The sequence below is a fragment of the Shewanella sp. FDAARGOS_354 genome (assembly GCF_002209245.2).
Classification (GTDB): domain Bacteria; phylum Pseudomonadota; class Gammaproteobacteria; order Enterobacterales; family Shewanellaceae; genus Shewanella; species Shewanella xiamenensis.
In genome coordinates, this window is record NZ_CP022089.2 from 662,531 (window position 1) to 677,428 (window position 14,898).

At 47.3% G+C, this 14,898-nt stretch carries 16 protein-coding genes; 12 read left to right on the forward strand and 4 right to left on the reverse strand.

Annotation, left to right across the window (positions count from 1 at the left end; genetic code table 11):
* Nucleotides 1–7 precede the first annotated feature (7 nt).
* The 8 genes from udk to CEQ32_RS03135 all read left to right on the forward strand — a co-directional run bounded on the left by udk (nt 8) and on the right by CEQ32_RS03135 (nt 5,905).
* The gene (gene udk, locus CEQ32_RS03100; protein WP_011072566.1) at nt 8–646 is read left to right on the forward strand and encodes a uridine kinase; all 639 of its coding nucleotides are present in this window, start codon (nt 8–10) and stop codon (nt 644–646) included.
* A gap of 29 nt (nt 647–675) precedes the next feature.
* Entirely contained in the window at nt 676–1,257 is a 582-nt protein-coding gene (dcd, locus tag CEQ32_RS03105) for a dCTP deaminase (protein WP_037419254.1), read from the forward strand.
* A gap of 5 nt (nt 1,258–1,262) precedes the next feature.
* Nucleotides 1,263–2,072 (forward strand): aminodeoxychorismate lyase, encoded by an 810-nt coding sequence (pabC, locus tag CEQ32_RS03110; RefSeq protein ID WP_047533970.1) that lies wholly within the window; start codon nt 1,263–1,265, stop codon nt 2,070–2,072.
* The gene (mltG, locus tag CEQ32_RS03115; protein WP_088585491.1) at nt 2,069–3,079 is read left to right on the forward strand and encodes an endolytic transglycosylase MltG; all 1,011 of its coding nucleotides are present in this window, start codon (nt 2,069–2,071) and stop codon (nt 3,077–3,079) included. Before pabC ends, mltG begins: the two co-directional genes overlap by 4 nt.
* Nucleotides 3,076–3,705: a dTMP kinase gene (gene tmk / locus CEQ32_RS03120; RefSeq protein ID WP_037426486.1), complete on the forward strand. Its 630-nt coding sequence runs from the start codon at nt 3,076–3,078 to the stop codon at nt 3,703–3,705. Before mltG ends, tmk begins: the two co-directional genes overlap by 4 nt.
* Nucleotides 3,699–4,655, forward strand: a complete 957-nt coding sequence (holB, locus tag CEQ32_RS03125; RefSeq protein WP_088585492.1) for a DNA polymerase III subunit delta' — start codon at nt 3,699–3,701, stop codon at nt 4,653–4,655. Before tmk ends, holB begins: the two co-directional genes overlap by 7 nt.
* A gap of 6 nt (nt 4,656–4,661) precedes the next feature.
* A complete protein-coding gene (locus tag CEQ32_RS03130) occupies nt 4,662–4,988 on the forward strand; it encodes a PilZ domain-containing protein (RefSeq protein ID WP_037419265.1) in 327 nt (108 codons plus the stop codon).
* Between the two features lie 128 nt (nt 4,989–5,116).
* Nucleotides 5,117–5,905 (forward strand): TatD family hydrolase, encoded by a 789-nt coding sequence (locus CEQ32_RS03135; RefSeq protein WP_037426481.1) that lies wholly within the window; start codon nt 5,117–5,119, stop codon nt 5,903–5,905.
* A gap of 256 nt (nt 5,906–6,161) precedes the next feature.
* Here the strand turns inward: CEQ32_RS03135 and rsmF are convergent, their stop codons facing one another.
* The gene (gene rsmF, locus CEQ32_RS03140; RefSeq protein WP_088585493.1) at nt 6,162–7,610 is read right to left on the reverse strand and encodes a 16S rRNA (cytosine(1407)-C(5))-methyltransferase RsmF; all 1,449 of its coding nucleotides are present in this window, start codon (nt 7,608–7,610) and stop codon (nt 6,162–6,164) included.
* A gap of 154 nt (nt 7,611–7,764) precedes the next feature.
* Here rsmF and CEQ32_RS03145 point away from each other — a divergent pair, with 154 nt between their 5' ends.
* Nucleotides 7,765–8,991 carry a nucleoside recognition domain-containing protein gene (locus tag CEQ32_RS03145; protein ID WP_088585494.1) on the forward strand — a complete coding sequence of 409 codons (1,227 nt, stop codon included), beginning with the start codon at nt 7,765–7,767 and terminating at the stop codon, nt 8,989–8,991.
* Nucleotides 8,992–9,115: 124 nt separating this feature from the next.
* On the opposite strand, the gene CEQ32_RS03150 is transcribed toward CEQ32_RS03145, so the two are convergent.
* Genes CEQ32_RS03150 through CEQ32_RS03160 form a run of 3 tightly spaced genes read right to left on the reverse strand, consistent with a single transcriptional unit; the run spans nt 9,116 to nt 12,993 of the window.
* Complete coding sequence (locus CEQ32_RS03150) at nt 9,116–11,752, reverse strand: PqiB family protein (RefSeq protein WP_088585495.1); 2,637 nt, start codon at nt 11,750–11,752, stop codon at nt 9,116–9,118.
* Complete coding sequence (locus CEQ32_RS03155) at nt 11,739–12,356, reverse strand: paraquat-inducible protein A (protein WP_037419279.1); 618 nt, start codon at nt 12,354–12,356, stop codon at nt 11,739–11,741. Before CEQ32_RS03155 ends, CEQ32_RS03150 begins: the two co-directional genes overlap by 14 nt.
* A gap of 1 nt (nt 12,357) precedes the next feature.
* A complete protein-coding gene (locus CEQ32_RS03160; protein WP_037419282.1) occupies nt 12,358–12,993 on the reverse strand; it encodes a paraquat-inducible protein A in 636 nt (211 codons plus the stop codon).
* 205 nt (nt 12,994–13,198) lie between these two features.
* Between CEQ32_RS03160 and CEQ32_RS03165 the strand changes: the two genes are divergently transcribed.
* From CEQ32_RS03165 to proQ, 3 genes are all read left to right on the forward strand, one after another.
* Nucleotides 13,199–13,498: a YebG family protein gene (locus CEQ32_RS03165; protein WP_037419285.1), complete on the forward strand. Its 300-nt coding sequence runs from the start codon at nt 13,199–13,201 to the stop codon at nt 13,496–13,498.
* 14 nt (nt 13,499–13,512) lie between these two features.
* Complete coding sequence (locus CEQ32_RS03170; protein ID WP_037419288.1) at nt 13,513–13,971, forward strand: GAF domain-containing protein; 459 nt, start codon at nt 13,513–13,515, stop codon at nt 13,969–13,971.
* Between the two features lie 277 nt (nt 13,972–14,248).
* Complete coding sequence (gene proQ / locus CEQ32_RS03175) at nt 14,249–14,890, forward strand: RNA chaperone ProQ (RefSeq protein ID WP_086023985.1); 642 nt, start codon at nt 14,249–14,251, stop codon at nt 14,888–14,890.
* Nucleotides 14,891–14,898 lie beyond the last annotated feature (8 nt).

Sequence of the window (14,898 nt, forward strand, 5' to 3'; positions counted from 1 at the left end):
TAAGGGTATGAATTCTCAGCAGTGTGTCATTATTGCAATTGCTGGCGCGTCAGCATCGGGCAAGAGTTTAATTGCCAAGACGATTTTTGACGAACTTCGCCGCGATTTAGGCACAGATCAGATTGGGGTAATTAACGAAGACGCGTACTACCGCGATCAGAGTCATTTATCCATGGATGAGCGTGTGTTAACTAACTACGACCATCCCAAGGCGTTAGACCATCAGCTGCTATGCACGCACTTGCAGTTGCTAAAGTCTGGCGAAGCTGTTGATATTCCTTGCTATAGCTATACCGAACATACGCGTATGGCCGAAACTGTAAAAATGACGCCGAAAAAAGTGATCATTTTAGAAGGCATCCTGCTGTTAACAGACCCTAAATTACGTGAATTGATGGATGCGAGCGTGTTTATGGATACGCCGCTGGATATTTGCTTCCTGCGCCGTTTAACCCGCGATGTGGCCGAGCGTGGCCGTACGATGGAGTCAGTGATTTCACAGTACAAGAAGACAGTGCGTCCTATGTTCCTGCAATTTATTGAACCTTCAAAACAATACGCTGATATTATCGTGCCTCGCGGCGGTAAAAACCGTATCGCGACCGATATTTTGAAGACTCGTATTCAACATTTACTGGCAAAATAACGACTAAAACTCAGGGAGTAAAAGGCAAGATGCGCTTAACCGATATCGAAATTGAACAGGCCCTTGATAACGGCACTATCGTTATAGAACCTCGCCCAAGCATAGATGCGATTTCTGGCGTCAGTGTGGATGTGCGCTTAGGTGGGCAATTTCGCGTCTTTAAGGATCATACTGCGCCTTTTATCGACCTCAGTGGTCCGAGTATTGAAGTGCAGGCGGCGCTCGATCGGGTGATGAGCGAAATCATCGAAATCCCAGACGGCGAAGCCTTCTTCCTACACCCCGGTGAATTGGCGCTCGCCGTGACCTATGAAAGCGTGACACTGCCTGCCGATATCGTCGGTTGGCTCGATGGCCGCTCTTCACTGGCGCGTTTAGGCTTGATGGTGCACGTCACTGCGCACCGGATTGATCCGGGTTGGCAGGGTAAAATCGTGCTCGAGTTTTACAACAGCGGTAAGTTGCCTTTAGCGCTGCGCCCACGGATGACCATTGGTGCGTTAAACTTTGAACGTTTAAGTGGCCCAGTGGCGCGTCCGTATAACAAGCGCAAAAATGCCAAGTATAAAGATCAACAGGATGCGGTTGCTAGCCGTATCAGTCAGGACTAATACCCTTGATTTGGGTTAATGGGGTTTCACAGGCAAGCATTGCTCCTATGGACAGGGGACTTGCCTATGGTGATGGCCTCTTTGCTACGATGCGAAGTAGCGAGTGTGGTATTTTGTTTTTTGAGCAGCATGAAGCCCGTCTTACGGCTGGCGCTGCAAGACTTGGGTTTGACTGGCAAATGAGTTCAGCCCTTGCCGAGCAGCTCAATACACTTGCTGCACAGTACCCGCATCACTGTATTAAATTGATGATCACACGCGGTGTTGGGGGCAGAGGCTATGCCCCGCCTGAGCAGGTAAACGTTACGGAGATCGTTTCTGTTCATCCCATTCCTACCCATTATGCTGCGTGGCAACAACTGGGTATTCGTCTTAAAACCTCCGCAGTCCAATTAGGTCATCAACCCTTATTGGCGGGGATAAAACACCTTAATCGCCTCGAGCAAGTGTTAATCAAATCCCAGCCCTTATCACAGGGTTTTGATGATTGGTTAGTGCTGGATTGTACTGGGCAGGTGATAGAATCTTCGATGGCGAATATCTTTTTTGTTAAAGGCCATCGAGTGATTACCCCATCTTTGGCGCGCTGCGGCGTTGCGGGTGTCATACGCGAGCAAGTGATGTTAGCCTTACTTGCACGGCAGATGAATATTGATTGTTTGCCCTTTGGCGCCGAGCGTTTAGTGGAGTTTGACTCGGCATTTATCACTAACAGCATCTTAGGCGTGGTGGATGTACTGGCGATCGATTCGCACAGTTTCAAGCCTTCTCCTTTGACTGCCGATCTTAGACACACACTTTCACTCTCACTATGAAAAAACTCATTCTGATCGCAAGCTCTACCTTATTGGCCTTGCTGACCTTAGCTTGCTTGGCGGGTTATTGGGGTTACCGTACGATTATTGATTACAGCCAAACGCCATTAGCGTTAACCGAAGCCAAAGAATTAACCATTGCTCGTGGTACGAGTGTGCACCAGTTGGCGCAGCAGTTAGAAACCGATGGCGTTATCCAAGACAAATGGAAACTCAAATGGTTACTTAGATTGCGTCCAGAGCTGGGCAAGATCCGCACTGGTCTGTACGAGATGTCACCCTCGCAGACGCTTGCCGACTTACTTAACGACTTAGTCAATGGCAAGGTGAAAACCTTTAGCCTGACCTTAGTCGAAGGCAAAACCATTGCCGAGTGGGAACAACAACTGGCAAGTGCGCCCCATTTACAACTGACCCCAGAGGTTTTTAGTGCCGTATTAATGGAGCAGGGGGACGATTCGGCGTTGCCCGAAGGTAAATTCTTCCCCGATACTTACCATTACACCGCTGACAGTGATGCCAAGGTACTGCTGACCCAAAGTTATAAAATGATGGAGCAAGAACTCGCCAAAGCCTGGGCAGAGCGTGTGCCCGGTTTACCGCTTAAATCACCTTACCAAATGCTGATCTTGGCATCGATTGTCGAAAAAGAAACTGGTCAAGCCTTTGAGCGTGATCAAATCGCCGGCGTCTTTATTAATCGACTGAATCTAGGCATGAAGCTGCAAACCGACCCCACGGTGATTTATGGCATGGGAGACAGATTTAAAGGCAATATCACCCGTAAAGATTTAGTCGAAGAGACACCGTTTAATACCTATCGGATTTTCGGCTTACCGCCAACACCGATTGCGGCACCGAGCAAGGCCTCATTACAGGCAGTGTCGAAACCCGCCAAGGTCAGTTATTTGTATTTTGTGTCGCGTAACGATGGTACCCATGTATTTTCGACCACTTTGGAAGAACATAACCGCGCCGTCGATATTTATCAGAGAAAGAAAAAATGACCCAAGCATCCGCCAAATTCATCGTTGTTGAAGGACTGGAAGGCGCCGGTAAATCGAGTGCGATTGCCCTTATTCGCGATTTTATTGAAAAGCACACCGGGCTCGCGCCTGTTTGCACCCGCGAGCCAGGCGGCACGCCGCTGGCCGAGCGCATTCGTGATTTAGTGAAAATTGCCGACCCAAACGATCCTTTATGTGATGAGTCTGAATGTTTATTGATTTATGCCGCCAGAGCCCAGCTCGTCGCCAATGTGATCAAACCCGCGCTGGCTGAAGGCAAATGGGTGTTAGGGGATAGACACAATTTGTCATCTTTAGCGTACCAAGGCGGTGGACGTGGCTTAATGCCTTTAGTCGAAGCCGTAAGTAACGCAACGCTCAAAGGGTTTAAACCCGATTTAACCCTCTATCTTGACCTTGACCCTAAGCTTGGGCTGCAACGAGCAGCAAAGCGGGGCGAACTTGATAGAATTGAGCAGCAAGCCATCGACTTTTTTGAACGGGCGCGCGCAACTTACCTCAAGCTTGCCAGCGAAGATGAGCGGATTGTCGTTATCGACGCCAGCCAAACCATGGCCGAAGTGCATAAAGATATTCTGGCCGTGTTACAGGCGATGGCATGGTAGTGCAAAGCGGTTTTGATGTATTAACCCTGCCTTGGCTCGATGCGCCAAGGCAGGCGTTTTTAACCCAGTTGCAAACTCAAAAAGTCCCTCACGCGCAACTCGTGGGTATCGATTCTGCCTATGGCGGTGAACTTTTGAGTGTGTTTATGGCGCGCGCCGCCATGTGTTCACAACCCACTCCCGCGGGCGGGTGCGGTTTTTGTAAGTCCTGCCAGTTATTTGATGCGGGTAATCATCCTGATTTTTATCAAATCGAGGCCGATGGCCATCAAATCAAAGTCGATCAAATTCGTGAGCTTTGTAGCCGCTTAAGTGCGACTGCCCAGCAAAGTGGCCGCCGTGTAGCCATTATCCACCATAGCGAGCGTTTAAACTCAGCCTCTGCCAATGCGCTACTCAAGACGCTCGAAGAGCCGGGTAAAGACACCTTACTACTATTACATTCCGACACACCCGCACGTTTAATGGCCACGATCAGTAGTCGTTGTCAGCGGCTTCCCTTTGTGACGCCGTCTAAAATGTTGATCAAAAACTGGTTAATTCAGCAATGCCAGATCCAAGAGGATGTGACTTGGTGCTTGAGTGTGGTCGGTGGCCCATTAAAGTTGGCCGAAAGTTTGCAATCTGACGGTACGCAACCCAGTCGTTATCAAGCCTTGTTAGGGTTTCGCAAAGATTGGGCGCAAAGTTTGTCGTCGGGCCATCTGTGTGCTAGTTTGTTAACGATAAGTGAACAACAAATCATTGATGCTCTTAAGGTTTTATACTTACTCCTGAGACAAGTTTTATTGAAGTACGGCGACCAAGATGCGTTTGTGCAAGCGCAAATAGGGAACTTGGCGGCGAAAATCATGGGAATGTGTCATAGCTTAAGTGCAATGCCGAGTGTCAATTATTTAGGCTTGTGTCAAAGTTATGTCTTAGAATATAAAGAAATAACAAATAAGTAACATGCCATGGTCGATCTTGTCGTCAATTTTGATACCTTACATCAGCTTTACCGCGCCTATATGCCGTTTATCAAACCGGCAGGGCTGTTTGTCGCCACCGGGGAAACCCATTACCTCGGTGAGACCTTAACCATCGCCTATCGTTTACCCGGCGCGACCACCTCAAACGAATTTCGTGGCGTCGTTGTGTGGATCAATCCTTTGGGAGCATCGGGTGGACGTCCTGCTGGGATTGGTATCAAGATAGTCTCAGAGCCCGACAGCCATAAACACCATATTGAAAAATTGTTATCCCGTGAACTCGCCTCTGGTGACTTAACCTGCACGATGTAATGCATAGAGTGGTCAGCTAGGGTCGACACTGAGTATTAAGTGCTGAGTGAAGCCTTAGCGAAATTTGACCTCGATCCCATCGCTGAGTATCCTTGTGCTCCTTTTTGTTTATCTGCTTGGACATTGCTGTGCTTATCGATTCACATTGCCATCTCGATCGCCTGAAAGCGGCTCCCGATCAACCCACCTTAGAACTCATCCTCGCCAACGCTAAGGCGCGCGGTGTCGACTATATGCTCTGTGTCAATGTGCGCCAGCAGGGATTTGAGTCGATGCGCGACAAGGTTGCGGGTTTCGAGCAGGTGTTTTTATCTTCGGGCGTGCATCCGCTGGATGTGAAAGACGGCCTCGATGTGGAGCAAATTCGCCGTTTTGCAATGGACCCCAAAGTGGTGGCCATTGGTGAAACTGGGTTAGATTATTTTTATGCCGATGAAACTAAAGCCCTGCAACAGCAATGTTTTGAGCAACAAATTGCCTTGGCGGTTGAAGTTGATAAGCCGCTGATTGTGCATACCCGTGATGCCCGTGAAGACACCATCAACATGCTAAAAGCGGGGCAGGCTGATAAAGTCGGTGGCGTGTTACATTGCTTTACGGAAAACTGGGAAATGGCCAAGGCGGCGATTGACTTAGGTTTTTATATTTCCGTTTCAGGCATTGTGACCTTTAAAAATGCCGGTGAGTTAAGAACCGTGATCCGCAAAGTGCCGAAAGAGCGTTTATTGGTGGAAACCGATTCGCCTTATCTTGCGCCTATTCCACACCGTGGACAGGAAAATCAACCCGCCTATGTGCGTGATGTGGCCGAGTTTGTGGCAGAGCTGCGCGGAGAGCGTTACGAAGATCTTGCGCAGTATACCAGTGAGAACTTCTTTAACTTGTTTAAGGATGCGGCGCGCTTGATTGGGCGTTGATTTAGGTTTGCCCCTCTCTTGTGAGCACAATTTTGCTCATATTCGTTAAAACGCAAGCCCATAAAAAAAGGCCCAAAACGATTCTAGCTGTTTGGGCCTAGGGGAATGGCTCGTTGAAGAGCCGTGCGCTACAAACGAAAGTGCCATACAGAGCACTTTACAATAGACTCAGTGTAGTTGAGTTTAGTATGAGTAACACTTTCTCTGCCCCGTTTTTTAGGTTATTTCTCGCTAAAAAATCACCTATTTATAACCATTATGCCTGCGGTGGTAGCAATAATACTTTATCTTTCACTAAGTCTCTGGGCAGGTTGTTTTTTAATTTATTACCTAAATGTTTCGCCATGCCTAAAGGCGCGCCGCCATAACAGACAATCACTTCGCCCTGAGCTTTGCTGGCCGTATCGAGGGGAATATCTCGTCCCATCAAATACTCTTTTGCCTGCTCATCGCTCACTTCTACGACTTTAGCGCCGTTTTTTGCCCCCGCTTTAAGCGCTTTACCCGCTAGAGCAATAATCGCCTCATGGCGCACTTTAAAGCCATGTTTACTGTGATCGGCAAGCTTAACCCCAATCCGCTGAAAGCGCATTTTACCAATAAAGTCTTTAAATTCATGGGGAAATAGCCAAAACTCATCGTCGCGCACCATAATGAGATCATCGGGCAGTTCGATACCCAGATCATCGGTAAAATAGGCTTGAATGGCTTTGGCTTGTTTGGCACTCGCCTCCGTAAAGGGGAAATTCTTTTGCAATTTCGGCTCAGGCTGTAGGCGTGGTACCGAACGGGTTTTAGTCAACTTCGCGACAAAAAAGCCTTCGCTGTCGTAAATCTGTGGCCAAACGTGCAAAAAGCCTTCTGGCGTAGTGGCTTTGTCAGCACCATCAAATAATTGGCTTAAGGACTCAAATTGCACTGCATTGCCATAGGTTTGCTGCAAATATTCACATACACCTTGGTTTTCGTGCCGATTAAGGGTGCAGGTTGAATAAACCAAACTGCCACCCGGTTTTAAGGCCAAAAATGCGGATTCGATTAAGGCTTTTTGGGTTTCGCTAATTGCAAGAACCTCATCGAGCGACCAAGATTTTAACGCGTCCGCATCTTTACGGACCGTGCCTTCACCGCCACAAGGCGCATCAATTAATACCGCATCAAAACTTTCATACAGATACTCACCAAATACTCGGCCATCGAAGTGGGTTAGGGCGCAGTGACTCGCGCCCATGCGCAGCACATTAGCATGGAGTACTTTGACGCGACTTGCAGAATATTCATTGGCAACCAATAAGCCTTGATTATTCATCAAGGCGGCCATTTGCGTGGTTTTAGAGCCAGGTGCAGCTGCTAAGTCCAACACACATTGCCAATCTGCATTGGGGGTAAATAGTGCGATTGGCGGCAGCATGGAGCTGGCTTCTTGGATATAGAATAAGCCCTGAATATGCTCTAGGGCATTGCCGAGCTGCTCTTCTTCATCATAGCTTATCCAGAAACCATCCTCACACCAGGGAATAGGCTCGAAGGTCCAACCTTTCGGCTGCATCAAACGCTTAAAATCTTCGCTGCTGATCTTTAAGGTGTTGACGCGAATTGAGCGACGTAGTGGTCTTGAACAGGCCGCAATAAAGTCATCCATTGAGAGATGGGCGGGCAATTCTTGGGCAATTGTACTGATAAAATTTTGATTTAATTGAACCATAACGGAATTTGGCTGTGTATCAACTGCGGCAAGTATATCATAATCCCTTAGTGGGGCTGGGATTTTATCCCTCTACTATCGTTGGTTCAGATTTGCGTTAAATAAACAAAGCGACACGAATAAACAGTTTGAATAACAATAAGGAAGGGGCAGAGTGCTAAATCGGGTGTGGTTAGTGTTTTTCCTCACATCGCTGTTGGCGATGGCAATACAGCTTTTTAATGGGCATATCGATGTGCTTGCCAACGCGGTTGAGGCCTTGTTTGCCAGCGCTAAACTCGCCGCTGAAATCGCCTTAGGCTTAGTGGGTGTGTTGTCTCTGTGGATGGGATTAATGCGAATTGGTGAAAAAGCCGGTGTTGTTGGGGCGATTGCCTTTGTATTTGAGCCACTGCTGCGCCGCTTAATGCCCGAAGTGCCTAAAGGACACCCCGCATTTGGCAGTATGACGATGAACTTAACGGCCAACATTTTTGGATTGGATAATGCCGCTACTCCATTAGGTTTAAAGGCAATGCAGGATTTGCAGAGTCTTAATCCGGTCAAAACCATTGCCACCAACGCACAAATTCTATTTTTAGTGCTCAATACCTCCTCGGTGACCTTAGTGCCTGTCACGGTGTTTTTATACCGTGCTCAGCAGGGCGCGGCGGCTCCGGCAGACATTTTTTTACCCATACTCCTCGCAACCTCTGCCTCGACATTAGCAGGGCTTCTGATCGTTGCTGTTGTGCAGCGGCTTTCACTGCTCAATGCCGTGGTACTCGGATATGGCGCAGTGCTGCTGTCGGCATTAGTTGCCAGTGGTTTTTATTTGATGACCTTAACGGCTGACGCGATTGGCACTGTGTCGACTGCCTTGGGCAACGGGGTATTACTACTGTTAGTTTTCAGTTTTGTGCTGGTGGCAGGCGTGCGAAAAGTGGCGATTTATGATGAGTTTATCGAAGGCGCTAAGGCGGGGTTTAACCAATCGATACAACTGATCCCGTATCTTCTAGCCATGCTGCTGGCGATTGGTTTACTTAGGGCATCGGGCGCGTTGGATTATCTGCTGCAACTGATTGCGAGTTGCGTGAGTCTTTTCGGGTTTGATACTCGCTTCGTCGATGCTATGCCTACGGCGTTGATGAAACCCTTTAGTGGTTCGGGCGCGCGGGCGATGATGCTCGAAACCATGGCACACCACGGAGTGGACTCCTTTGCTGGTCGATTGGCGGCGATTTTCCAAGGCAGCACTGAAACGACTTTCTATGTGCTGGCGGTTTACTTTGGTTCAGTGGGTATTCGTCATGGGCGCCATGCGCTCGCCTGTGGTCTAACGGCGGATTTTGCAGGGATTAGTGCAGCTATTGCGGTCTGTTATTGGTTCTATGGCTAAGCAGCGTTATATGAAAAAATCAGGCGCATTGGAACTGACCAAATGCACCTGATGTTAATGTCGCGTTTAAATACTTTAGCGTTTTAGCTTACATCAATAGCGCGATTATTTATTGCATGGGAGGCTATTGCGCCGGAGCCCATTCTTGCCATTCACGCTCGGCTTTATGCTGCAGTTTAATCACTGCGCCTTCGCTGAGGCGGTTACTCTCTTGAGTTGTTTCTTTGGTTGCAACATTAATGCCGCCCGCTAATAGGGTTTCGAGCGAACCGGCTTCAATTTGTGCACCAGAGAAAATACCTACATCGACTTTAATGCCTGAGGCGTCCCAGAACTGACTGCTCTGATTTACTAAGTGACTGTACTGGGGCTCAATGTGCGCTTGCATGAGTACACTGTTACCTTGAGACGACAGGCTATAACCATCGATTTGGCCGATTTTAATGCCGCGGAAGAAAATAGGCGTGCCGACTTTCATCGAGCCAAGGTTGCTATCTTCTAAGGTAAACTTAAGCGCATCTTCGGCCACGTTGGCGTAGCTGCTCTCAACCAATTTGGCCTGGAATTGACTCGCCTTTTGCTTGCTCTTACCCGGTAACACGCCAATATATGGCCCAGTGATTAAGGTTTCTGGCGCTTTAATGCCTGCTAAAGATATTTGCGCTTCGACCATATGGTACTCAGTATCACTGCGGCTGAAATGCTCGGCATAGTCGCCATAGAGATAGGCGGTGGCTGTAAGGGTGGTTAAATCGGTATTGAGCTTAACTTGCGTCACTTCACCCACCTGATGACCTTGGTAACGAATGGCGGCTTTTGCAGCCAATTTTGCCGAGGCGGGTAAGGTGAGTTTGATTGCTTGAGCCTGCGCTAAGGCGAGCTGTTTACTTTCGTATAGTTTAAGTGCCGCATTAGGCTCAGTCGTTGAACTGTCCAATAAACCTAAGCTGATACTGCCCTTTAACGCGCCTTGTAGTGGAGCAACGGCGACATCAATACCCGCAAGACTGGCGCTGACATCCACGGCACTGTTACGCCAAAAGACTTTAGGTTTTTGCACTAAGGGTTGGAACTGCTTATCAATAGCGATCTTAATCGCAAAGTCTTCGGTTTTACTCTGCCAGTTGACCGACTCCACGCTACCAATTTGCATTTTTTTATAGTAAATCGGAGATCCTTGACTAACATCGGCGCCATCAGCACTGATGAGAGTAAAGTATAAACGCTGTTGACGGACAAAGAATTGCTTAGCTTCATCCATTGAGCTAAATAGTGGCAAACGCGCATTTGCCGCCAGCGGGGTATTACTGGTACCAGGGATAAGACTCACCGCGCCTTTAGTTAATGTCGCTAGATCGCGTGCTTTGACCGATACACCATCAAGAGACGCATCGACGCTCAACGCTGATTCGGGAACAAAATAGCTATCACTGCGGATTAAGCTGGCAAACTCAGGTTGCAGCTCGAGTAGATATTCAACGGCCGACAGATCTTTGGTTAATTTCACCTCGAGCACCTGACCGATAGGTAATTGCTTGTAACGCACTTCGGCGCCAGCGGTTAAGCCCATGTTTTCGGGCGAGGTTATTGTTGCCTTAAGTTTTTTCGCTTGTAGCACATCAGGAGCAGAGGATTGCAAGGCAAAACTACTTGGCAGTGCCGAATTAGCATGGGTGCCGGGTAAAAAGTTAATCACGCTTCCTGTGAGTAAACGCTCGGGGTTTTTGATCCCTGAGAGCGAAATATCGGCGCCTTCAAGCCAAAACTGGCCGTCCCGAGTTAATAGGTTGGCGTATTCAGGCTCAAATTTTGCCACCGCAGTTACACCTGCAGCGGTGAGTTGCTTGCTTTGAACTGCACCAATGGTGATGCCGCGATATACAATGCGAGTGCCTTTATCAATAGCATTGCCATCACTCATGGTCAGACTGACTTCAATCCCGCCAAGGGCGCTGGTTTCGGAATCATAGAGAGCAAAACTGTCGCCATTTTGTGCCGCAGGCGCTTTTTCATCGGAACTGAAACTCACGCCACCCGCAAGGATAGAAGCAAGGCTCTCAGTGTTGACTTTAATGCCCGCTAAACTAGCATCGACTTTAACGCCTGACACATTCCAAAAGTGAGAGTTTTTCTTCACTAAACGCGCATATTGCTCTTGGATAAACGCACTAATAATGACTCTGGCATTACCATCTAAACGATAGCTGACCACGCTGCCCACAGGGATTTGACGGAAGAACACTGGCGAGCCCACATCTAATGAGCCGAGTTTATCGGCCGTCAGTTCAATCATTACCCCTTCGGAGCCAATTTGCATTGGTGGCGGTTGGCGTTCTGCCTCAAACAAGGTGGCGGCATTGCCTTTGCCTGGTTGGATTGCAATATAGTTGCCTGAAAACAGCGCATCCAGACCTTCAACGCCTGTGATGCTGGCCTTTGGGGTAACTAACCAGAAGAGGGTTTCTTTATTTAAGAAAGGCTTAGCGCGATAGTCCATCATCACCTTCACGTTAACGCCTTTAAGATCATCATCAATACCGATATCTTTTACCTTACCAACGGTTAAGCCTTGGTATTTGACTAAGGTTTTGCCAACGTCGATCCCAGTGGCACTAGGGAAGTGGATTTGAATTTCAATGCCCGATTCTTTGATGCTCTTAATACCCAGCCATGCGCCAAGCGCGAGCGCCACAATCGGGAGCAGCCAAATCGGCGAAAAGAGCTTTTTCTTCACAACTTTTGGCGATTCAATTTGTGTCATCTTGAGGTTCCAGTCGATCCCAGAGTAAACGAGTGTCTAAAACTTTTGCGGCAAGTTGCGTCAGTAAAATCACCAATGCAAATGCCGTGGCCGCGGGTGCAGGCTTTGCATCGAGTAATTGCCCCATATTCACCAGGGCAACGGTCAGCGAGATCACAAATAAATCGAGCATCGACCAGCGGCCAATCCACTCAATAACATGAAATCCCACCATAAGTTTTTGCTTTGAAATTGGCAGGTTGAAACTGATAGCACACAGATAAGTGGCTAAGCCGATAATCTTTACCCAAGGCACTAAAATACTGGCAATAAACACAATAATGGCGATGGGTAACATATCCGATTGGACTAAATGAACAATTCCGGAAAAGATCGTATCGTGACGCACCTTTCCCTGATTGGTGAGCACCGTAATGGGATAGAGGTTGGCTGGAACCAATAAAATGGCGGCAGTAATAAGCAGCGCCCAACTTTTTTGTAAGCTGTTGTAATCGCGGACCTGTAATTCTGATTCACAACGACTACAGTGGCTATCCTCACTGCTATTGAGTTGCCTACAAACGCGGCACAAACACAGGCCTAAATCCTTTCCTTGCTGCTTCATATCAGTGATGTTCCTGCATAAGAAGACCCCACATATGCTCAATATCATATTCACGCTGTAAAAACAGGGTGACTAAAAAAAGCATGGTGAAGCAAAAGGTACCCATTCCAAAATAAATATCCGAAAAATCAGACAATTGAAATGATGAGACGAGGAAGCTAATCACATAAATCTCAAGCATTGTCAGCTGCGAAAGGAACCCCTGAAATGTGAGTAATTGTTTGAGACTATGGCGCCAAAACGGGCTCGCAAGCCCCCATTTTATAATCAAAATTTGCGCAAGAATCGATAGGATCAATAAACCAGGGCCAACCACTGCGGCAGCAAGGACGGCTAATCCCACTACCCAATAACCTTGTTCGAAGACGGCAAAAGCGCCTTGAAATACCGTTGTTGTGCGAATACTGCCCAGAAAATGGATTTCTAGCACAGGAAAAAAGTTAGCAGGAAAATAAAACACCAACGCGGTAATGCACAGTGCCAACATGCCATTTACTGAACAGTATGGAGTGTCATAAAGTGCGGTGTTGCAACGCGGACACAACGCTCTGACCCCTGTTGGGAGGGCACGTTTCCGAATGGCCAAGTCGCAGGAACGACAGAGGATTACAGAGTTTTCTGCTGTATTGTCATGCATATAAAAATATTATATTAGCCCCAAAGCCACTGAGATTGAGCAAATAATCCGAAAACAACAAATTATAAGGTGAGATATCAAATTGATTGACCCATCTCCACAACATAAAGCGCAGTCATAATATCAGAATAATCAGAACACTTGCATCACTAGTTCACTTTATGTCATTCTGGTTACTGTATATAAAAACAGTGCGAGGGCGGTCATGGCAGTTATTACACAGTTTGTCGTGGTAAGAGAAGGGGTAGAAAAGATGACATTCACATCGAAAAAGGAGGCTGATGCCTACGATAAGATGCTCGACATCGCTGATAACCTCATTCCATTTATTCAGAAAGCGGAACTTGGGATTGATGAAAGTCTAACCGAACAGCTCGCATTCTATTTTGCTAACAATAAAGATGAGCTAACAAACTTGCTTAAAGGCGTGGTTCAAGTTAATAGTACGCCAACAAAACCAAACACAGCCAAAAAAGCGTCTAAGAAGGACGATGCTGCTGAATAATTTTTAGGAAGCATATGAAACCGCAATTTTATGAATCACTGAACCGTCAAGCGTTAGCGTTACTCGAAGGCGAAGATGATTTAGTGGCTGCCATGGCTAACTTTTCAGCCCTGCTTAATGACAACCTAACCGAACTAAACTGGGTAGGTTTTTACGTTATGCGCGGCGAACAGTTAGTATTAGGCCCATTCCAAGGTAAAGTGGCTTGTACCCGCATTCCGATGGGTAAAGGCGTGTGTGGCACTGCAGCACTGGCTAATCAAACTCAACGGGTTGCCGATGTGCATCAATTCGATGGACATATCGCCTGCGATGCGGCCAGTAATTCCGAAATTGTTATCCCTGTTCGCGCTAATGGTCAGGTGATTGCTGTACTGGATATTGATAGCCCTATTTTTGACCGCTTTGACGAAGAAGACCAAAAGGGCTTGGAATTATTGGTAAAAAGCTTCGAAAACTGCCTATTTGCTTAATTTGCGTACAATAACGCATAATTCATAGTCGCAATCGGTGGCGTGCGCCTTATAATAGCGCATGCCCTGATAAGGCTTGTTTGGGCATTGCCCGAATAAACCTGAGAGGTTTAGCCGTAAAAAATGGTTAACTGATATTTTTTAACTTTAGTTAACTCGGCGAGAATGTTAATTTGTACTTTGGCTCAATTGTGAGCTTAACCAAGATAAACGACACGTAAGAAGCTGATTTATATCACCTCGAATTCGATGTCCCTTTTTAACTGTGGAAGTAATGATGGAATCAACAGATAAGTTGACCGACACCAACGCAATTTTGGCGTATTTGTATGAAACATTTCCTTTGTGCTTTATTGCTGAAGGTGAAACTAAGCCATTAAAAATCGGATTGTTTCAAGATTTGGCTGAAAGGTTGGCTGATGATTCTAAAGTCAGTAAAACTCAACTGCGCGTGGCGTTAAGACGTTACACTAGCAGTTGGCGTTACCTCAAATCGGTAAAAGCTGGTGCCCAGCGTGTGGATCTTGATGGTCAGCCTTGTGGCGAGCTAGAGCAAGAACATATCGATCATGCTCAAGCCATGTTGAAAGAAAGCCAAGAAAAAGCCAAAGCTAAGCGTGCTGCTCAAGCTGCCAAAGTGGCTCCGGCTGGCAAAGCTCCAGCGAAAAAGGCCCCTAAGAAAGTAGCTGTTCCTGCCCGCAAGACTGAGCGTCCTGCCAAAGTGGCTCCTAAGGCTGAACCTGCTGTTAACTTAGTCCAAGCGCAATTGACCGATTTAGCTAAGAAACAGCGTGTCAATGTTAAGTTAGGTATGACGCCAGTAGCCGGCGTGATCACTGACATTAACAAAGAAGACATTCATGTTCAGCTTGATAGCGGCTTAACGATAAAAGTGAAAGCAGAACATATTCTGCTGTAATCATTTAA